We start from the raw sequence: 19955 nt of genomic DNA, 5'->3' as shown, positions 1-19955 counted from the left end.
TATTCTTTATCAGTCCCGCAGTTCAGCCATCGACAGCTGCCACAGGTGGTTCACGACCTGGCTGGCCAGGCTTTGCGGTATTGCATCGATACGCACCTGGCCACGAATGCGTTGCGGCAACTCGCTGTCTGGTTCGCCGTCGACGGTGAAATTGATCCGGTGTTGCGCCTGCACTGGCACCGAGCGCCCCTTGTCGTTGGGCTGGGTGCCGATGGGGCCGCCATAGCGTGAGCTGAGGCTGTCGGGGGTGATGAATTCGCTGGCGTTGGGGTCGATGCCGGTGATGCTTACCGGACGCCGGGCCAGGCTCGGCTCATCCGGCAGAAACTCGCCGCTGGCGCCGATCTTGAGGCGTGGCAGGTCCTTCTCCGGGGCAAAGCCGCTGGCGTCCTGGGCGCTGCTTTCCAGCACCCGGCCCAGGGTCGTGTCGGGGCGCACCCACTGACCGACCTGCACGTTGGTCGGCATATCCACCACCACCCCGGCCTTGGGGGCTCGCCACTGCAGCATCCGCGCCCGGGCAGCCAGGCCCTTGAGGTCGGCTTCGGCTTGCAACTGCTGTTGCTGCAAGACCATGGCCTGCGCCCGATCCTGGCTGTCGCCGCCGATACGGTTCAGGCGCTCGGTGGCGATGGTCAGGTTGGCCTGAGCGGTCTCGCGCTTGCTGTCCAGTTCCGGCGACCAGAAGCGCATCAGCACCTGCCCGGCCTCGACGTGGCTGCCGGGGGTGACCAGAATCTCTTCGATACGGGCATTTTCCGGCGCCTGGATGGGGGTTTCGTACTGCCAGCCGAGCATCACCGGCACGTCCACATGGCGGTCCAGCGGCAACAGGCAGAGCAGCACCAGCACCACGCCGGTGGCCAGCAGCCCCAACCGGCGGCGCACGCCGACCCGTTCGCGCAGGCGCCACCAGTGTTTGCCGACCCGCATCAGCCGGCGGCCGACGAAGTGCCACAGGGTGTACAGCAGGATCATCACCCCGGCGGTCTTGAAGATGCTCTTGTAGGTGAACCAGGCGATGCTCAGGCTCAGGCTGATCTGGTACAGCCAGACCATGGCCCCGTAGCCGATGAAAAAAGTGGCGCGCTTGCCTGTGACCGGCTCGGGCGCCGCTTCGACTGCGCCAAACAGCACTCGGCCGATGGCCCATTGGCCGTAGGCCAAGGCGCGGGGTTGCAGGTTTTCGATGCGCAGGGCATCGCTGCAGAAGTGGTAGCCGTCGAAACGCGAGAGCGGATTGAGGTTGATCACCAGGCTCGTCACCCAGCTTGAGGTGGCGATCACGAAGGCCACGCTGCGCAGGGTCCCCTCAGGCAGAATCGCCCACGCCAGAGTGGCCAGGCCGGCTACCAGGCTTTCGGCCAGCACGCCACCGGCGGCGATCCACATGCGCTGGCGCGGGTTGTCGACCCGGGCGATGTCGCCTAGCTCGGTGTAGAGCATGGGCACGCCCATGAAGATCGACACGCCCATGTTGCCCACCCGACAACCGTGGCGGCTGGCCATGTAGGCGTGGCCCAGCTCGTGCCAGACTTTCAGTGCGGCGAGCGCTAAGGCGTAGGCAAAGGCGCCCTTGACCGAGAGAAAATCACTGAAGGTGTTGAGAAAGTCATCCCATTGGCGGCTGGTCAGGTACAGCCCCAGCAAAGTCAGCAGACCCCACACCCAGAGCATCGAGCGCTGACCCACCAGGTCGATCACCGGCAGGCAGCGGGCCAGTAGCGGGCGCGGGTTCCACAGCGGCATCCGAAAGGCCAGCAGCTTGTTGACCAGGCCGCGCAGGCCATGACCCTTGAGGGCGGCGCGCTGTTCGGCGAGTTTGGCGTTGGCTTGTTTGCCACCGGTCTGCAACAGGTGGTGATCGCCGAGAAAGCGCATCAAGCCTTCGAGCAGCTGTTCATCGAGCAATTGCTGCTGACGCCAGAGCGCCTTGCGCAAGGCGCCGACGGTGCCACTGGCCCACAATGACAAGAGCGACACGTCGGCCTCACCGATCAGAAAGAAGCGATGTTGCAGCGGGTCGTACAAGCGCCAGCGCGGCGCCCCTTCCGGTGTCGCGGTCGCGGTTTCCAGGCGCAGTTCCTGGCGCAGCGGTGGCAGCACGGCGTCGTTGGCGATCATGCTCACACCCCCAGAAACTGGCGAGCGGCTGCCAGCGGCCGGCGCAGCAACTGAATGGCCAGCGGCGCGTAGTCACCGTAGACCCGCGCCGTACCACGGGCACCGATGCGCGGGGTTTCACCGCTCTGCGGGTCGGCGATCACCGTATAGCTGGTGACACCGGCCGGGGTGGTGTGGGGCGAGTAGCTGACCGAGCGCAGCTGGGCCTTGAGCCCGCCCATGGGCGAACTTTCCAGGTAGATGCTCACCGGGTTGCCCACCGCCAGCTCGATGGCGTTGCCCGTGGACAGGTCGACCCGGTAGGCAATGCGCGCCGGGTCGGCGACTTGCAGGATTTCCTCGCCCACCTGTACCGCGCGGCCTTCCCAGTCGCGGCGGTCGCTGTACACGGCCATGCCACTGATGGGCGTTTTCATCTGGGTGCGCTGCAGCACTTCCAGGGCGTAGTTGTAGCTGACTCGGGCGAGGTCGTGCTCGGCCCGGGCAATGGCCGTGTCGTGGGAGGCCTGGGCGTCGTTGAAGGCGGCGGCCGAGGTGCGGGTGTCCTTGGCTTCGGCCACGGCCAGTTGCTGCTGGGCGACGACCATCTCGTTACGCGGCTGGATGTCTTCAAACTGCACCAGCGGCTGGTTGGCCTGAACCAGGCTGTTGGGCGCCACCAAAATGTGGCGGATCACGCCGTTGATGGGTGCGGTGAGGATGTAGGGCTGTTCGGCGATCACTTCCACCGGCGCCATCACGCTCAAGCGCACCGGGATCAGGCCTGCGCCCACCACCAGTGCCACGGCGATCACCAGGCTGCGCCGCGACCAGGGCAGCCGGTCGAGCAGGCTGCGCTGTTTGCCGAAGGCCCGCAGCGCATGGCTGTACGTGTCGGCCAGACGTTGCAGCATCACTTGCTCGCGGGGTGTGAAGGGGGTGGTACGCAGCAGCAGCACGCCCCTCTGCAGACGCGTGCCGGTGGCTTGCAGGGGCAGCCAGACAGCGTGGCGCAGGGGAAACTCGGCCAAGGCTTCGCTTTCGCTGGTGGCCCCTTTGCCCACGGGCAGTTCCAGGGCCAGCAGGGCGCCCAGGCGCCCGCCGCGCTCCTGTTCGCGCAGTAACCCTTGCAGGCCCCGCGCCAGCGGCGTGTGCCGGTCGGCCACCGGCAACCCGGAGACCTGGCTCAGGTGCAAGGGCGTGCGTGGGTGGACCCGGCTGAACACCATGCCCTGGTCATACGGCACCATCTGTTGCACGTTGTTGATCAGGTGGAACAGCACCTTGGCGGCGTCCGGCTGCTGGCGGACTTCGGCCTCCAGGGTCAGCAGGTGCAGGGCGGCGCGGTGGGCCTTGTCCGAGTCGCTGGGCAAATTGGGCGGGAGCTGGACATTGACACTCATAAACTCAGGACTCCGTGCTCTTGAACGACGCCGTGCCGCTCATGCCGGGAATGGTGCGGTTGCCGGAGGCGTCGTTGAGCTTGCCGATGATCTTGATGGTCTTGCTCACGGGGTCGACGGTGGGCAGCAGGCGATCGACCACGGCCTTGCCCATGGTGCCGGTCTCGTCGACCTTGAACGAGAAGCTGTCACCGGGCTTGAGCCATTGCAGCCACTGGGATGGCACGATTACGTCCAGTTCCAGGTTGGTGGTGTCGACGATGCGCAGCAACGGCTGGCTCATGGACGCTGATTCATACAGGTGCAGCTTGTTCTCCACCACACGGCCAGTGAACGGCGCGACGATCTTGCACTGGCTGATCTGTGCATTCAGCGCTTCCAGTTCGGCCTTGGCCTTGTTCATCTTCGACACCGAGATCAGCAGGTCGAACTTGCCGATCGAGTTGAAGTGCTCCAGCTCTTCGTTGGTTTCCACGGTCTTCTGTTCCACCGCCAGGGCCGCGGTGGCGGCCCGTTGCTCGGCCAGCGGGCGGTTGCAGTCGAACTCCACCAGCACGTCGCCTTTCTTGAAGGCCGCGCCTTCGGCGAAAGGCATCTTGACGATCTGCGCGACCATGCCTGCCGACAGCGTGGCTTCGTGCACCGCGCGCACCAGGCCACGGGCATCGCGCTTGTCCGCTGACGTTGCGGCGTTGTTGTCAGGCGCGTGGGCGGTGGAGACGGGGGCGGCCACGGCCGGGCGCTGTAGATCCTCGACGGACACCACCGGCACGACCACCGTCGGCGCCTCGGCGGCGTTGGCCACAGCCACGGCAGTGACGTCGGCCGGCGTGTTCTGCGGCGACGCCAGCAGCCCGTAGGCGAGCACGACGGCGGCGGCAACAGCGCTCAGTTTGAGGGTTTTTGCGAGTGTGCCGTTCATAGTGTCGGGTTCCCTGCGGGTTCAGGCATCCGGGGCAAGGTACTGGCCCGTTCACTCCAGTGCTCCTGGAGCTTGGCTGCGATGTCGGCGATGGGCGCATCGATGCGCACGTCGTAGTTGAAGTTGTCCAGGCCCATGGAGCCGTACAGGTTGGCGTAGGCGTTCTGCACGTCGGCATAGGCAGCGTCGTAACGGATCTCGGAGAGAATCGCGTTCATTTCTTCACGCACCAGCGCTTGCTGGCTGACGGTGTGGGCCTTGAAGCCGCCACGGGACAGTTCGAGGATGTGCTCTTGTACTTCCTCGGCGCTGCGCACCGTACCCAGCTCCTGCGAGAAACGGATGAAGCGTACCCGGGCCACGTGGATCTGGGTCATCACCGCCAGGGTCAGCGCCTGTTGGCGCTGCTCGATCACCTTGCCTTCGGCAATCAGCGATTTTTTCTGCATCGGGTAGCGGAACAGGTTGATCAGGTTCCAGCTCAGCTGGCCGCTGTAGTGCTTCCACTGGTCGTTGTAGAGGTAGGAGTTGGAGTCGTAGGACATGCCGATGGCGGCCTTGAAGCTGGGCAGGGCACGGATCAACGACGCCTTGATTTCGTTTTCGTTGATGCGCGCGCGGTAACCGCCTTCACGCAGCTCGGAGCGAAAGCGCAGGCCGACCATGAACATTTCGTCCGAGGAACCCGGCAGTTCCGGGACCACGTCGGTGCGGTCCGGCAGTACCAGGGAGAAGCGCGCATCGGGCTTGAGGTTGATCAGCGCCGCCAGCTGGTTTTTCGACAGCGCCAGTTCCCGTTGCAGCTTCTGCACATCGCCCTGCACCTGCAGCAGGTCGCGCTGGTAGGACAGCACGGTCAACGGCGGCACCAGGCGGCGGGCTTCCAGTTGCTGGGTCTGCAACAGCGATTTTTGCGCCAGGGCTTCCAGGTCCACCAGTTTCTTGTAAGTGCGGTCGGCACTCACGGCGCGCCAGTAGGCGGTGCGTACGTCTTCCTGAATGCGGTTGATGACCTTGCGCCGGCTCTCGGCCGAGATCAGTTTTTCATCGGCCGCCTGCAAGCCACGCACATAGGACAGGCCGAAGTCGAGGATGTCCCAACTGGCGGTGAGATCGGCGGTCTGGCCGTCGAGGTCCGAGGAGGTCGACGGCTCCAGGGACTGCCGGCCTGACAGCAAGGATTTGCTGCTGGAACCGGCCTCGTTGTTGCGCCCGGCCTGGCCGAAGGAGGCTGCGATGGTCGGCCACATGCCAGCACTGTTGAGGTCCAGTTGCTTTTGGTGGAACTCCTCGTCCGCCAGTTCGATTTTCTGGTCCAGGTTGTACTTCAATGCACGGGCCATGGCCTCGTAGAGGGAGATTGGGCCGGTGACGGGTTCTTCATCGCCGATGGTCTTGTCGATACCGGCTTTGAGCTTGAGCGCCTGTGCATCCACGTCCAGCGGCTGCGGGACGATGGTGCAGGCCGACATCGTCACACAGAGGGCGACGGTGAAAGCCAAGGTCCAGCGGCGGCCTGGACGCAACGTCTGGCGGGTGAGATCTGACATGAGTCTTCCTGTACCACCTGGATCGCAGATGAAGTTTGTTGTTGTAGTGATCGGCAAGCCGGATCCAACCTAAAGATAGCTAAATGATGGCCATGCGTTTTGGGGGGAATGGGGGGTACAGCTGGGAAAGACCGGTAAGTCTAGGATTTGACGTGGTTTTATTGGCGTGTGACGGGCGTCACAGAACGGGCGAAAGGGGCTGTGGGGCGATGAGCGGTCGGGGTTTTTTGGGTTTTAGCGGACAGTTCAGGCGTGGGGTGTTGGTTTTCAGGTGTCGCGCGCGCCGCGATGTGCAGGCCTGGCATCTCATCAAGAGACACCGCAGGCCGCTCGCACGGTCATTGCGAGCAAGCTGGCTCGCGATGACCGTTGCGCACAGCTTCAGCCAATCGCTGCCAATGACGCCGCGATCGGCACTGTCCCGCGCCCGATCAACCCGCCCAATACCTTGCTGTCATCAAACAATGCCCCCTTGGCGGCGGCCGCATCGGAGTCCGCGAGCAGATCGGCGATCGGCTCGGGCAGCCCCGCGCTGACCAGCACCGCCTTGAATTCGGCCTGGGGCAGGTCCTTGTAGAGCACCGGTTTGCCGGCTTTTGCGCTGACCAACGTGGCCAGCTCGGCCAAGCTGTAGCTACTGTCACCGGCCAGTTCATAGACGTGACCGGCTTGCCCTTCGGCGGTCAGGACCACCGCCGCCGCTTCGGCATAATCGGCCCGGGGAGCCGAGCTGATGCGACCTTCACCGGCACTGCCCAGCAGCGCACCATGCTCCAGAGCCGAGGGCACGCTGGCCAGGTAGTTCTCGCTGTACCAGCCGTTGCGCAGTACCGCATAAGGCAGGCCCGAGGCTTTCAGCGCCTGTTCGGTCTGCACGTGTTCGGCAGCCAGGCCCAGGCTTGAGGTGTCGGCGTGGAGCACGCTGGTGTAGGCCAGCAGCTTCACGCCAGCCGCCTTGGCGGCGTCAATCACGGCCTGATGTTGAATGGCCCGCTGGCCCAGTTCGTTGGACGAGATCAGCAGCAGCTTGTCGATGCCCTCGAACGCCGAGATCAGGGTTTCGGGCTGGCTGTAGTCGGCATGGCGCACGTCGATGCCCAGCTCGGCCAGGTCTTCGGCCTTGGCCGGGTCGCGGACCAACGCGCTGACAGTGTGGGCGGGAACCTTGGCCAGCAAGGCTTGGATGACAAGACGGCCCAATTGGCCGCTGGCACCGGTGATTGCGATCATGATGTGTTCCTTGATAAGTGGATCTTGATTAAAAAGACCGGAGCAATCACCCTATGCTTCTAGCTAACTATTTGTAAGTACGTACCCAAAGGTAAGTGTCGATGAGCGCTCCCGAACAATTCTCCGTACCGTTCTCCGTCGCGGTGCGTCGCGGCGATGTTCTCCAGGCTGACTGCCCGTCCCGCGAGGTGCTCAAGCACATGACCAGCCGCTGGGGCGTGCTGGTGCTGGTGATGCTACTGGGCGGCATGCACCGCTTCAGCGACCTGCGGCGCAAGATCGGCGGGGTCAGCGAGAAGATGCTGTCCCAGACTCTGCAAGGGCTGGAAAGCGACGGCCTGGTCGATCGCAAGGCGTTGCCCGTGGTCCCGCCCCACGTGGAATACCGCCTGACTCCACTGGGCCAGGAGGCTGCACTGCATCTGGAAACGATGGTCGACTGGATCGAAGAGAAGCTGCCGCAGATCATGTCCCTGCGCGAGAACCGCCAGCAGGGGGCGGGTGCAGGCATGCAACACGATTCATGATGCAAGCCTTCACTCTTGGCCGATTGATGACCGGGACGCACTGCCTAAGATGGGCCCATGGCCTTTTCCTGCAAGCGAGCGTGCCCTTTGAATGCCCCCCTCCCGAGAACGCTGTACGACAAGCACATCGACTCCCATCGCGTCTGTGACCTGGACGACCAGGGCCATGTGCTGTTGTACATCGACCGCCAGGTCATCAACGAATACACCAGCCCCCAGGCCTTCAGCGGTCTGCGCGAGGCGGGCCGCAGCGTCTGGCGGCCGCTCACCGCACTGGCGGTGGTCGATCACGTCAACCCGACCGCGCCGGTGCGGGTGGCGGCCATGGCCGATGCCGGCGGCGCGCGCCAGGTCTCGTATCTGGCACAAAACTGCCGGGACTTCGGCATCGAACTGCTCGACGTGCTGGACCCGCGTCAAGGCATCGAGCACGTCATCGCCCCCGAGCAGGGTTTCGTCCTGCCCGGCATGGTCATCGCCGCCGGCGACAGTCACACCACCACCTACGGCGCCCTTGGTGCTTTCGGTTTTGGCATCGGCACCTCGGAAATCGAGCACCTGCTGGCCTCGCAGACGCTGGTCTACAAACGCTTGAAAAGCCTGCGGGTGACCGTCGATGGCGAACTGGCACCGGGGCTCGTTGCCAAGGACGTGATCATGGCCCTGATCGGCCAGATCGGCGCCTCCGGTGCCACCGGCTATGCGATCGAATTCTGCGGCTCGACCATCGATGCGTTGAGCGTCGAAGCGCGGATGACGATCTGCAACATGGCAGTGGAGGCGGGCGCACGCGGAGCATTCATGGCGCCGGACGACAAGGTCTTCGCCTATCTCAAGGACAAGCCACGGGCGCCCAAAGGCGCCTTGTGGGACCAGGCCCTCGCACAGTGGCAAGGCTTGCACAGCGATCCCGGTGCCCGTTTCGACCGCGAGGTTGCGCTGGACGCCAGCACCCTGGCGCCTATGGTGACCTGGGGCACCAGCCCGGATCAGGCCGCGCCCATCAGCGCGCGGGTGCCGGACCCAATGGCCATCAGCGACCTGATCCTGCGCCAGGACATGCAGCGCGCCCTGCGCTACATGGGCCTGGAAGCCGGCATGGCGCTGGACGATATCGTCATCAGTCATGCGTTTATCGGCTCCTGCACCAACGCCCGCATCGAAGACCTGCGCGATGCCGCCCGTGTGGTGCGCGGCAAGCGCGTTGCCAGCCACGTGCGGGCGATCATCGTTCCCGGCTCCACTGAAGTGCGCAATCAGGCTCAGGCCGAAGGGCTGGCGGCGATCTTCACCGACGCCGGTTTCGAGTGGCGCCAGTCCGGGTGCTCCATGTGCCTGGCCATGAATGACGACGTGCTGGCCCCCGGTGACCGCTGCGCCTCCAGCACCAACCGCAATTTCGAAGGCCGTCAGGGCGCCGGCGCGCGCACTCACCTGATGAGCCCGGCCATGGTGGCCGCCGCCGCCATCAACGGCCACCTCACTGACATCCGCCATTTTGGAGCGCGCCCATGAGCCTGCAACCTTTTACTCAAGTTCGTGGCGAGGCCGCGCCCATGCTGGCGGCCAACATCGACACCGACGTGATCATGCCCAAGCAGTTCTTGAAAGGCATCGACCGGGCAGGGCTGGATCGCGGCGTGTTTTTCGACCTGCGCTTTGGGCCGGATGGCCAGCCGGACCCTGAGTTCGTGCTCAACCAACCGGCCTGGCAGGATGCCCGTTTTCTGGTGACGGGCCCTAACTTCGGTTGCGGCTCCAGCCGCGAACATGCAGTGTGGGGGCTGCAACAGCGGGGTATTCGTGCCGTGATCGGCAGCAGTTTTGCCGGGATTTTCTACGACAACTGCCAGCGCAACGGTGTGCTGCTGATTACCCTCGACGAATCCGTGGTTCAGCGCATCGGACAAGTGGTGAGCCGGCCCGAACAGGCCGCCATCGCGGTGGATCTGCAACAGCAGCGCATCACTCTGGCCACCGCCGAGGTGATCGAGTTCGAGATCGACGCCTTGCGCAAGACTTCACTGTTGCTGGGCCTGGACGCCATCGGCAACACCTTGCAGCGCCAGGAGCAGATCCGTGCGTTCGAGCGCCGTCACCTCGCGGACAACCCCTGGCTGGCTTAAAGCGACAGCCCTTTGAAATGCTGCTCGAGAAATTCCACGCACGCCCGCAGCTTGCCCGAGTAAGCCAGCCGCGTCGGGTACACCGCCCAGACGTTGGCCGGCTGACTGTACTCGGGCAGCAACTGCACCAGTTGACCTTGTTCGAGCAGCGGCTTCACATCCCAGAGTGAACGCAACAGCACCCCGCGACCGTCCAGCGCCCATTGCAGCACGATCTCGCCATTGTTCGACGACAATGGCCCGCGCACCCGCACGCTGTGTGCCGTTCCTTCCCGTTGCAGGTTCCAGATGCCGAAGGCATTGTCGCGCTCCTTGATCACCAGGCAGTCGTGCTGCTCCAGCGCTTCCAGCGTCTGTGGGGCCGGGTGGCGCGCCAGGTACTGGGGTGCGGCACAGAGGATGCGGCGGTTGCTGACCAGTTGCCGGCCGATGTGCTGACCGGGGATGTCGTCGCCTACGCGAATCTCCAGGTCGAAGCCTTCGTTGACAATGTCCACGGCGCGGTCGAACAGGTCCAGGCGGACCTCCAGCGCGGGGTAGGCTTCGGCCAGTCGGGAAACGGCGGGCGCCACATGGTTGCGGCCGAAACCGAAGCTGCTGCACAGGTGCAACAGGCCGCTGGGGGAGGCGTGGGCGTCGGCCAGTTCGTCGTGCAGTTGCAGAAAGTCATCAAGGATGCGCACCGCCCAGCGCTGCACCCGCTCGCCGTCGTCGGTCAACGCAATACGGCGGCTGGTCCGGTGCAGCAGGCGGGTACCCAGGGTGCCTTCCAGGATCTGGATGCGTTTGCTGATGTAGGCGGGCGACAGCCCCAGCTCGTCGGCCGCCGCGGCAAAGCCGTTCTTGCGGATCACGGTGAGCAGGACCCGCAGGTCTTCGGGCAGGGGCGTGGTGTCTTTATTGAGCGTCATGGCGGCGAGCATAGCATTGGTCTTTGCCTGCGCTGTAGGGCCGAGCTTGCCCGGGAAGCGTGCGCCGCGTTGTACCAGGCTGGAACACGGCGTGTCGTTCCCGAGCAAGCCCGGTCCTGCAGCGCTCGCCAAGGACTTGAAAGCGTTATCGTGCGCCTGCTTTCTCAGTCGATCGCCGAACCTTCAATGCCACCGGCGCCAATTTTTCGCGGTCCAGCTCACCCTCCCATGCCGCCACTACCAGCGCCGCCACCGCATTGCCGATGATGTTGGTCAGCGAGCGGCACTCGGCCATGAACCGGTCCACCCCCAAAATCAATACCATGGCAGCCACCGGCACCGTGGGTACCACCGCCAGGCTGGCCGCCAGTGCAACGAAGCCGGCACCGACCACGGCCCCCGCGCCCTTGGACGTCAACATCGCCACCAGCAGCAACGTCAGTTGTTGCTCCAAGGTCAAATCGATGTGGGTGGCCTGGGCCAGGAACAGCACCGCCAGGGTCATGTAGATGTTGGTGCCGTCGAGGTTGAAGGTGTACCCGGTCGGGACCACGATCCCCACCACGCCCTTGGACGCGCCGAGACTTTCCAGCTTCAGGATCAGTTGCGGCAGCGCCGACTCCGATGAACTGGTCCCCAGCACGATCAACAGCTCGGCCTTGATGTAGCCCAGCAGGCGAAAAATGCTCACGCCCACTCCACGGGCAATGCTGCCCAGCACACAGGTGACGAAGACAAAGGCGGTGAGGTAGAAGGTGCCCACCAGTTTCATCAGCGGCAAGAGCGAGCCCACGCCGTACTTGCCGATGGTAAACGCAATGGCGCCAAATGCCCCGATGGGCGCCACGCGGCTGATCATGCCGACGATCTTGAAAAACACCTCGCTGGCCTGATGAACCAAGCCTGCCAGGGGCCGGCCCTTGTCGCCAAGCATCACCAAGGCCAGACCGAACAGCATCGAGACCAACAGCACCGGCAGGATTTCACCCTTGGCGAACGCATCGAAGAAGGTCGTGGGAATCACGTTGAGCAAAAAGCCGGTAACGCCTTCGCCATGCTGTGCGGCGCCGACAAAGCCAGCCACCGCCGAGGCATCCAGGGTCTTCACGTCGACGTTGAAGCCGCTGCCGGGATGCAGCACATGGGCGGCCAGCAAGCCCACCAGCAAGGCCACGCTGGACACCACCTCGAAATACAGCAGCGCCTTGCCGCCGCCCCGGCCGACCTGCTTGACGTCGTGCATGCTGGTGATGCCAGAGACCACAGTGCAGAAAATGATCGGGCCGATGATCATCTTGATCAGTTTGATAAAGCCGTCGCCCAAGGGTTTCAATTCGACCCCCACGTCGGGCCAGGTGTGGCCGACGAGGATGCCCAGGGCAATGGCGATCAGCACCTGCACATACAGGGTGTCCAGCAGCTTTCGAATTATTGTCATTATTATCGTCTCGACAGAGGGGGAGCAGAGGTTCAACGCAGGAAGGCGAGGGCATGCTCCAGCAGGCGTTCAGGGGCTTCTTCGGCCACGTAATGACCGCAAGGCAGGGCCTGCCCACGCACGTCGCTGGCTACCTGTTGCCATTCCTTGAGCGGTTCGAAGCAGCGTCCGACGGTGCCATCCCGGCCCCACAGCACCAGCAGCGGCAGGTCCAGATGGCGTCGGGCCGCGAGGTCGGCGCGGTCATGTTCCAGGTCGATGGCGGCGCTGGCGCGGTAGTCCTCACAGATACCGCGCGCGGTGCCGGGTAATTTCAGGCAGCGCAGGTACTCGGCGAAGGCCTCGTCGGTGAACGGCTTGAGGCCCGCGCTGCGGCTGCCCATGACGCTGCGCAGGTACAGTTCGGGGTCGGCCTGGATCAAGGTTTCCGGCAGGGGCGCGGGGCGGATCAGGAAAAACCAGTGCCAGTAGGCGCGGGCGAAGGTTTCGTCGGTCTGGGCGTACATCGCCAGGGTCGGGGCGATGTCCAGCAGGATCAGGCGCTGCACTGCCTGGGGATGATCCAGCGCCAGGCGGTGGGCCACCCGCGCGCCGCGGTCATGGGCCAGCACACTGAAGCGCTCGAAGCCCAGCGCCTGCATCAGTTCGACGCCATCGCCGGCCATTTCCCGCTTGCAGTAGTGGCTGGAGTCGGCGGTGGCCGGAGGCTTGCCGCTGTCACCGTAGCCGCGCAGGTCGGCGGCGACCACGGTGAAGTGCTCGGCCAGTTGCTCGGCCACCTTGTGCCAGATCACGTGGGTTTGTGGGTGACCGTGCAGCAACAGCAGGCCGGGGCCCTGGCCCTTGATGCGAAAGGCGACGTCCACGCCGTTGACCCGGCGTTGTTGTTTGAGGAATCCGGCGAACATGGGGTGGCTCCTTGAGGTGATGTTTCCATCCTGCAAGGCGCCAGCAGGGGCAACAAGGGTCGTTACGTGGAAGGCCGGTTCATGAAGTGTGTACGTCCCGGCGGCCCTGCGTCGAGTCGCCGGGACAGCCCGGCCAGACCCGGACTGCCGGTGGCATGGCGCACCTGCAAAGTGCTGAAGTCACCTTGCAAGGCGGCAATCTGCAAGCTGCGGGCGGCAAAACTGCTCAGCGCAGCGCGCCTGGCCGGTGCCAGTTGCTGGACCTGACTGGCAAACAGATCACTGAACTGCAATGGCGCAGACGGGGATGGGTGGGGCCATGTACTGCCTGCTAAACTGGTGTTCCTCTTTCCCCTCAGGTGCTGCCATGACCACTGTTCATCACGCTGCCCGACAGGGCTGTGCCACGGCGGCCTTGCCAGCTGCCGAGAAGGCGAGCGTGGCCGCGCAACTGCAGCACCTGATCGATCAGCACCCGGCGCTGCGTGGCCGGGCGTCCATCGAGTTTCCCTACCAGACCCAGGCCTATGCCTGTCAGCGAGTCGATTGAATGTACACCAGCATTGTCTATGCCCTGGCCGCCGCCGCTCTGTTCGGTGCCAGTACGCCTATCGCCCGGCTGTTGGGCCTGAGCATATCCCCCCTGCTGCTGGCCGGGCTGTTGTACCTGGGCAGTGGTGTGGGCCTGGCCGTGCTCCGCAGTGTGCGTGACCGAGGTTGGAAGAATCCGCAACTGCCGAACCACGAATGGCCGTGGCTGCTGGGGGCGATCGTGTTTGGCGGCATGCTCGGGCCGGTCGCACTGATGTTCGGCCTCAAGCACACCACGGGCGCCACGGCGTCCTTGCTGTTGAACCTCGAATCGGTGCTCACGGCGGTGCTGGCCTGGGTGGTTTTCAAGGAAAACGCCGACCGCCGCATCGTCCTCGGCATGGCTGCCATCGTCGCTGGCGGCGCGGTGCTGGCCTGGCCGGTCAATGGGTTGGGCAGCACTGACTTGACCGGGCCGCTGGCGGTGGCCGGCGCGTGCCTGTGCTGGGCCATCGACAACAACCTGACGCGCAAGGTCTCGGCCAGTGACGCGCTGTTCATTGCCGGGATCAAGGGGCTGGTGGCCGGTTTGGTCAACACCGGCCTGGCGCTGTGGCTGGGGGCCTCGCTGCCGGCGTTGGCCACTGGCAGCGAGGCAATGTTGCTGGGCTTTCTGGGGTATGGCGTCAGCCTGGTGCTGTTTGTCCTGGCGCTGCGGGGGCTGGGCTCGGCACGCACCGGGGCGTATTTTTCCACGGCGCCGTTTCTCGGTGCGGCCATTGCCATCGTGATCTTCGGCGAGCCGGTGTCGGCAACCTTCTGGATCGCGGCCGCGCTGATGGCCCTGGGGGTGTGGATTCACCTGGCCGAGCACCACTCGCACGAGCACAGCCACAGGCTGCAGGAACATGCCCATCGCCACCGGCACGATGAGCATCACCAGCATGAGCATGACTTCCCTTGGGACGGCGTCGAGCCACACAGCCATGCCCATGAGCACCTGCCGCTGCGCCATGCCCATGCGCACTTTCCGGACATCCATCACCGCCACAGTCACTGATAAACGCCGGCAACCGGCTCGCCGTGGGCATGTATCGGCAAGGCTTACTGGCCATCCTCGGCGTGTTGCGCGGCCTGCTCGATCAGAGCCGCCACTTCCTTGGGATGGGACTCGTACACCGAATGGCTGGCCCCGGCGACTTCGATGGTGTGACTGTGGGCGCGCTGGGCGTACATACGCTCCAGGTCCGGGTTGATGATGCGGTCGGACTTGGCCACGGCATACCAGCTGGGTTTGGTCTTCCACGCCGGCACACCGGCTGGGGTGGTGAACACGCTGGCGTTGGTCAGCGCCTGACTCTGGGCTTCGAACGCCGCCTGGGCCTTGGGCAGGTCGGCGGCGAAGTCGGCCGGATAGAAGGCGGGATCGAGGTAGAGGAAGCCGTCGGCGGTTTTCTTCACGGCTTTGGTGGCGTTGGGGTACAGCTTGCCATTGCCGGCTTCGGTTTCGCCCTGGTCCAGCGCGTGGGCAGCGATGTACACCAGGCCTTTGACCTGGGGTTCGTTGCCGACGTCGGTGATGATCGCACCACCATAACTGTGGCCCACCAGGAGGGTCGGGCCGTCCTGCTGGTCGACAATGCGCTTGACGGCGGTGACGTCATCGGCGAACGACGTCAGGGGGTGTTCGGCCACCGAGACGTGGTAGCCATCCTTGGTCAAAATCTCGTAGACCGGTTTCCAGCCAGCGCCGGTGACGAACGCGCCGTGAACCAGCACGATGTTCTTGATGGGTGCCGGGGTGGCGGCGTGGGCGACGCCCATGGCCAGGGCGGTGGTGGTGAACAGGGTCAATGCGGTCTTGTGCAGGATGTTCATGGTAAAGCCTCTTATCGATGTCCGGGAATGGGTCCATTGAACGCCCGGCCGGTATCTATACTGTGTCCGTCACAACTCGCATTGAAATATTCTGTGTCGGCGTGGCGGCTGGATACACTGGGATACAAAAAGGCGGACCCCCGCCCGGGCGGCTGAGTAGAATCGACCTCGCCACCCCCATCAGCCGAGCTCAGCGTAACCATGGAACACGTAGACCATATCTTGATCGTCGACGATGACCGAGAGATCCGCGAATTGATCGGCAGCTACCTGAAGAAGAACGGGCTGCGCGCCTCGGTGGTCGCAGAGGGTCGGCAGATGCGCAAGTTCCTCGACAGCCAGCCCGTGGACCTGATCGTCCTCGACATCATGCTGCCCGGCGACGACGGCCTGCAGCTGTGCCGCGAACTGCGCGTGGGCAAGCACAAGACCACGCCGGTGCTGATGCTGACCGCTCGCGACGACCAGACCGACCGCATCGTCGGCCTGGAAATGGGCGCCGACGACTACCTGACCAAGCCGTTCTCGGCCCGCGAACTGCTGGCCCGAATTAACGCGGTGCTGCGCCGTACGCGTATGCTGCCGCCCAACCTGGCACCGACGGACACCGGTGCGGTGCTGGCCTTCGGGCCGTGGCGGCTGGACACCGTGGCCCGTCACCTGCTGGACGCCGAAGGCACCCTCGTGGCCCTGAGCGGTGCCGAGTACCGCCTGCTCAAGGTGTTTCTCGAGCACCCACAGCGCGTGCTCAACCGCGACCAGTTGCTCAATCTCACCCAGGGCCGCGACGCCGAGTTGTTTGATCGTTCCATCGACCTGCTGGTCAGCCGCCTGCGCCAGCGTCTGCTGGACGATGCCCGGGAACCGGCCTACATCAAGACCGTGCGCAGCGAGGGGTACGTCTTCGCCGCGGCGGTGCACGCCCAAGGCCAGGCGCAGTGACGCGCGGGCCAAGCACCCTGGCCGGGCAACTGGCGCTGATCTTCCTCACCGGCCTGGTGCTGGCCTACGCCTTGTCGTTCGCCTCGCAGTTCTATGAGCGCTATCAAAGCTCCTCGACCATGATCAACGGCATCATCGAGCGCGAGGTTGGCGTCAGCGTGGCGGTGCTCGATCGCCTGCCCGCCAGCGAGCGGGAAGGCTGGCTGGCACGGCTGCGCGGCCGCAGCTACCGCTATGAACTGGGCGAAGGCCTGCCAGGTCCGGCCCTGGCCGCGCCCAGCGTACCTGCCGCCCGTGCGATCCAGCAGGCGGTGGGCGTCGCGTACCCGCTGACGTTCACCACCTTGCCGGGTCCCGCCGAGCACTTTCAGGTGCATCTGCGCTTGAGCGACGGGGCGCCGCTGACCCTCGACGTGCAGCCGCTGGACCTGCCCCTGGCGCTCTGGTTGCCGGCCGCGCTGCTGGTGCAGCTGCTGCTGTTGGGGCTCTGCACCTGGCTCGCCGTGCGCCTGGCCATCGGCCCGTTGACCCGGCTGGCACGGGCGGCCGAAGCGTTGGACCCGAACCTGCCCGGTACGCCGCTGACCGAGCAGGGTCCGGGCGAAGTCGTCCGCGCAGCGGTGGCGTTCAACGCCATGCAACAGCGCATCGCCGAGTCCCTCAAGGAGCGCATGCAGATCCTCGGGGCCATCTCCCACGACCTGCAGACCCCCATCACGCGGATGAAGCTGCGCGCCGAGTTCATGGACGCCTCTGCGGAAAAGGACAAGCTGTGGAACGACCTCAGTGAAGTCGAGCAATTGGTACGCGAAGGCATTGCCTATGCCCGGGGCAGCCACGACGCCAGCGAGCCGCTGCGCCGGGTCGACCTGGACGCTTTTGTGCAAAGTCTGGTGTTCGACTATCAGGACACTGGCAAGCCGGTGGTGTTGTCGGGCACCAGCGAGGTGGTGTTGGGCACCCGGCCCCATGGCTTGCGCCGGATTCTCGTCAACCTGCTGGACAACGCCTTGAAATTTGCCGGTGCCGCCGAGTTGCAGGTCGGCGGCGCGGTGCACGGTGGGGTGTCGATCCTGGTCCTGGACCGCGGCCCTGGCATTGCCCAAGAGCAATTGAGCGAGGTGTTCAAACCCTTCTACCGTCTGGAAAACTCCCGCAGCCGCGACACCGGCGGCACCGGTCTGGGCCTGGCCATTGCCCAGCAGTTGGCGGTGACCCTCGGTGCACGGCTGACTTTGAGCGCCCGGGAGGGCGGTGGTCTGCAGGCTGAATTGTGGCTGGCTGTGTCACACTGATTCAGTTTGTTTCAGGACGCTTCAAGGCGAGCGAAAGAAGGCCGGGTTAACGTGCAGGTTGATCCACCGACCCCTTCTCGACACCCACTCACCCCCCGTGGGGAGGCCTTGTGCACGAACAACAACCTGAATCCAACGCCCGTCGAACCGTTCTCAAGGCCGGCGCCACCGCGCTGGCGGCCGGCTCGCTTTCAGCTATGGTCATGGTCGCCTCTTCGCAAGTCAGCGCCGCGACGGCGACTAACAAAGGACACGCCCCCATGACGACATTCACCACCCGTGACGGTACCGAAATCTATTACAAGGACTGGGGCAGTGGTCAGCCCATCGTGTTCCATCACGGCTGGCCACTGAGCAGCGATGACTGGGACGCGCAGATGCTGTTTTTCCTGTCCAAGGGTTTCCGGGTCATTGCCCATGACCGCCGTGGCCACGGTCGTTCGACCCAGACTGCCACCGGCAACGAGATGGACACGTACGCTGCCGACGTCGCCGAGCTGGTAGCGCACCTGAAATTGACCAACGCCGTACACGTCGGCCACTCCACCGGCGGCGGCGAAGTGGCCCGCTACGTGGCCCGTCATGGTGCCGGGCATGTGGCCAAGGCCGTGCTGATCGGCGCGGTGCCGCCGATCATGGTCAAGTCCGAGGCTAACCCGGGCGGCCTGCCCATCGAAGTGTTCGACGGCTTTCGCACGGCCCTGGCTGCCAATCGCGCGCAGTTCTATCGGGAAGTGCCAATGCCGTTCTACGGCTTCAACCGCGAAGGGGTGAAAACCCTCGACGGCGTGGTCGACAACTGGTGGCGCCAGGGCATGATGGGCGGCATCAAGGCGCACTACGATTGCATCAAGGCGTTCTCGGAAACCGACTTTACCGAGGACTTGAAAAAAATCAGCGTACCGGTGCTGATCCTGCACGGTGATGACGATCAGATCGTGCCCATCGGCGACTCCGCCGAGCTGTCGATCAAGCTGGTGAAAAACGGCACCTTGAAGGTCTACAAAGGCTATCCCCATGGCATGTGCACGGTTCACCCCGAGGTGATCAACGCGGATCTGCTGGCATTTATTCAATCCTGAGATCGGTGATTTTCGGTGGGAGATTCCAGGGGGTATTCCAACCCCTGCAGGACCGAGATTGCTCGGGAACCACGCCACGCAGTCGGTCCTGACTGCGCAGTGCCTTGTTCCCGAGCCAGCTCGGTCCTGCCGCGTGACCATTAGCCCGAAGCCAACCTGTGGGCAAGGTTTGCCTGCCATCGCTTCACCCGGCCCTGCGCCCCCACACCACCATCCCGATCCCCACCCCACTCACCAGCGTGCCCAGCGCCATCATCCACGACAGCGGCTCACCGAACAGGCACCAGCCCCACAGCAAGGTGATCCCCGGGCTCAGAAACAGTACGCTGGCCACCCGGGTATGCCCGGCGCGGTGCAGGCAGACCCAGTACAGCCCATAGCCGCCCAGGGTCGAAATCGCTGCTGTCCACAGCACACTCACGGCAAAGCCCCAGGTCGGGATTGGCCACAGGCTGCCTTGCAGCCCCTGAATCCCGGCGAAAGCCACTGCCGACACGGCGCACTGCAGCCACAGACTGACCCGTGGGCTCAGTACGGCCGCACAGCTCAGCCGTTGCTGCCACAGGGTCGCGACCGCCAGAGACAGCATCCCCAGCAGGGGCAGGGCATAGGCCAAGAGCGGCGCATGCCCCAGCGACAGCGCTCCTTGCGTGGCCAATAAGACGCCCAGCGAACCCAAGGCCAGCCCCGCCCACGCCACCCCAGCCAGACGCTGACCCATGGCCGCGCCCAGCAAGGCCATGCCCACCGGCAGCAAGTCGGCTACCAGCGCCGCCAGCCCGGCCGGCACTCCCCAGGCGATCCCTCCCGTCACGCCGCACAAGTAACCGGCCATGGCCAGCAGGCCGATCCCCGCATTGGGCCACCAGACCTTGCGCGGCAGGCCACGCAACGCCGGCCAGGCCAGTGGCGTCAACGCCAGCGTCACCAGCACACAGCGCCAGAACACCACCAGAAATGCCGGCGCATAGTCGATGGAAAAGCGCGCGCCGACAAAGCCCGAGCTCCAGCTGAGCAACAGCGCGGCCTCCAGCACAGGCAGGGGCAGAATGCGAAGCCAGTCGCGGCGCAGCAGGGGTCGGGCAATACCGAGTGTCTGTGTCATGGGC

The 19955-nt window shown here is 64.7% G+C and carries 18 protein-coding genes and 1 pseudogene; 8 read left to right on the top strand and 11 right to left on the bottom strand.

Annotation, left to right across the window (positions count from 1 at the left end; translation table 11 throughout):
* Nucleotides 1-9: 9 nt before the first annotated feature.
* From HB675_RS19320 to HB675_RS19300, 5 genes are all read right to left on the bottom strand, one after another.
* Entirely contained in the window at nucleotides 10-2124 is a 2115-nt protein-coding gene (locus tag HB675_RS19320; protein ID WP_213880475.1) for an HlyD family efflux transporter periplasmic adaptor subunit, read from the bottom strand.
* 2 nt (nucleotides 2125-2126) lie between these two features.
* The gene (locus HB675_RS19315) at nucleotides 2127-3506 is read right to left on the bottom strand and encodes an HlyD family efflux transporter periplasmic adaptor subunit (protein WP_213880473.1); all 1380 of its coding nucleotides are present in this window, start codon (nucleotides 3504-3506) and stop codon (nucleotides 2127-2129) included.
* A gap of 4 nt (nucleotides 3507-3510) precedes the next feature.
* Nucleotides 3511-4428, bottom strand: a complete 918-nt coding sequence (locus HB675_RS19310) for an HlyD family efflux transporter periplasmic adaptor subunit (RefSeq protein ID WP_213880471.1) — start codon at nucleotides 4426-4428, stop codon at nucleotides 3511-3513.
* Nucleotides 4425-5978: a TolC family protein gene (locus HB675_RS19305; protein ID WP_213880469.1), complete on the bottom strand. Its 1554-nt coding sequence runs from the start codon at nucleotides 5976-5978 to the stop codon at nucleotides 4425-4427. The genes HB675_RS19310 and HB675_RS19305 overlap by 4 nt, the downstream gene beginning before the upstream one ends.
* Nucleotides 5979-6359: 381 nt before the next feature.
* Nucleotides 6360-7208 (bottom strand): SDR family oxidoreductase, encoded by an 849-nt coding sequence (locus HB675_RS19300; protein WP_213880468.1) that lies wholly within the window; start codon nucleotides 7206-7208, stop codon nucleotides 6360-6362.
* Nucleotides 7209-7309: 101 nt separating this feature from the next.
* Between HB675_RS19300 and HB675_RS19295 the strand changes: the two genes are divergently transcribed.
* The 3 genes from HB675_RS19295 (at nucleotide 7310) to leuD (ending at nucleotide 9861) form a co-directional block, all read left to right on the top strand.
* Complete coding sequence (locus HB675_RS19295) at nucleotides 7310-7735, top strand: helix-turn-helix domain-containing protein (protein WP_213880466.1); 426 nt, start codon at nucleotides 7310-7312, stop codon at nucleotides 7733-7735.
* Nucleotides 7736-7822: 87 nt separating this feature from the next.
* Complete coding sequence (leuC, locus tag HB675_RS19290; RefSeq protein WP_256737612.1) at nucleotides 7823-9250, top strand: 3-isopropylmalate dehydratase large subunit; 1428 nt, start codon at nucleotides 7823-7825, stop codon at nucleotides 9248-9250.
* Nucleotides 9247-9861: a 3-isopropylmalate dehydratase small subunit gene (leuD, locus tag HB675_RS19285; protein ID WP_213880462.1), complete on the top strand. Its 615-nt coding sequence runs from the start codon at nucleotides 9247-9249 to the stop codon at nucleotides 9859-9861. The genes leuC and leuD overlap by 4 nt, the downstream gene beginning before the upstream one ends.
* On the opposite strand, the gene HB675_RS19280 is transcribed toward leuD, so the two are convergent.
* The 4 genes from HB675_RS19280 to HB675_RS19265 form a co-directional block, all read right to left on the bottom strand.
* Nucleotides 9858-10772 (bottom strand): LysR substrate-binding domain-containing protein, encoded by a 915-nt coding sequence (locus tag HB675_RS19280; RefSeq protein ID WP_213880527.1) that lies wholly within the window; start codon nucleotides 10770-10772, stop codon nucleotides 9858-9860. The genes leuD and HB675_RS19280 overlap by 4 nt on opposite strands.
* A 145-nt stretch (nucleotides 10773-10917) precedes the next feature.
* Complete coding sequence (gene dctA, locus HB675_RS19275; RefSeq protein WP_213880460.1) at nucleotides 10918-12210, bottom strand: C4-dicarboxylate transporter DctA; 1293 nt, start codon at nucleotides 12208-12210, stop codon at nucleotides 10918-10920.
* 32 nt (nucleotides 12211-12242) lie between these two features.
* Nucleotides 12243-13118: an alpha/beta hydrolase gene (locus HB675_RS19270; RefSeq protein WP_213880458.1), complete on the bottom strand. Its 876-nt coding sequence runs from the start codon at nucleotides 13116-13118 to the stop codon at nucleotides 12243-12245.
* Between the two features lie 62 nt (nucleotides 13119-13180).
* On the bottom strand, nucleotides 13181-13411 hold the full coding sequence (locus HB675_RS19265) for a hypothetical protein (protein WP_213880456.1): 231 nt from the start codon (nucleotides 13409-13411) through the stop codon (nucleotides 13181-13183).
* Between the two features lie 116 nt (nucleotides 13412-13527).
* Here HB675_RS19265 and HB675_RS19260 point away from each other — a divergent pair.
* A pseudogene (locus tag HB675_RS19260) lies at nucleotides 13528-13668 on the top strand (SAM-dependent methyltransferase); the annotation flags it as partial.
* On the top strand, nucleotides 13669-14709 hold the full coding sequence (locus tag HB675_RS19255) for a DMT family transporter (RefSeq protein ID WP_213880454.1): 1041 nt from the start codon (nucleotides 13669-13671) through the stop codon (nucleotides 14707-14709). It begins immediately after the preceding pseudogene.
* A gap of 44 nt (nucleotides 14710-14753) precedes the next feature.
* On the opposite strand, the gene HB675_RS19250 is transcribed toward HB675_RS19255, so the two are convergent.
* A complete protein-coding gene (locus HB675_RS19250) occupies nucleotides 14754-15527 on the bottom strand; it encodes an alpha/beta hydrolase (protein ID WP_213880452.1) in 774 nt (257 codons plus the stop codon).
* Nucleotides 15528-15728: 201 nt separating this feature from the next.
* On the opposite strand from HB675_RS19250, the gene HB675_RS19245 reads away from it, so the two are divergent.
* From HB675_RS19245 to HB675_RS19235, 3 genes are all read left to right on the top strand, one after another.
* The gene (locus HB675_RS19245) at nucleotides 15729-16469 is read left to right on the top strand and encodes a response regulator (RefSeq protein WP_213880450.1); all 741 of its coding nucleotides are present in this window, start codon (nucleotides 15729-15731) and stop codon (nucleotides 16467-16469) included.
* The gene (locus HB675_RS19240; protein ID WP_213880448.1) at nucleotides 16466-17764 is read left to right on the top strand and encodes an ATP-binding protein; all 1299 of its coding nucleotides are present in this window, start codon (nucleotides 16466-16468) and stop codon (nucleotides 17762-17764) included. The genes HB675_RS19245 and HB675_RS19240 overlap by 4 nt, the downstream gene beginning before the upstream one ends.
* 260 nt (nucleotides 17765-18024) lie before the next feature.
* Nucleotides 18025-18846: an alpha/beta hydrolase gene (locus HB675_RS19235; protein ID WP_213880446.1), complete on the top strand. Its 822-nt coding sequence runs from the start codon at nucleotides 18025-18027 to the stop codon at nucleotides 18844-18846.
* 184 nt (nucleotides 18847-19030) lie between these two features.
* Here HB675_RS19235 and HB675_RS19230 read toward each other — a convergent pair whose 3' ends face one another.
* Nucleotides 19031-19951: a DMT family transporter gene (locus HB675_RS19230; RefSeq protein ID WP_213880444.1), complete on the bottom strand. Its 921-nt coding sequence runs from the start codon at nucleotides 19949-19951 to the stop codon at nucleotides 19031-19033.
* Between the last annotated feature and the right edge of the window lie 4 nt (nucleotides 19952-19955).

Source organism: Pseudomonas sp. dw_358 (genome assembly GCF_018449655.1).
Taxonomy (GTDB): domain Bacteria; phylum Pseudomonadota; class Gammaproteobacteria; order Pseudomonadales; family Pseudomonadaceae; genus Aquipseudomonas.
The sequence above is the reverse complement of the archived record's forward strand: the minus strand, read 5'-3'. Positions and strand labels throughout refer to the sequence as shown.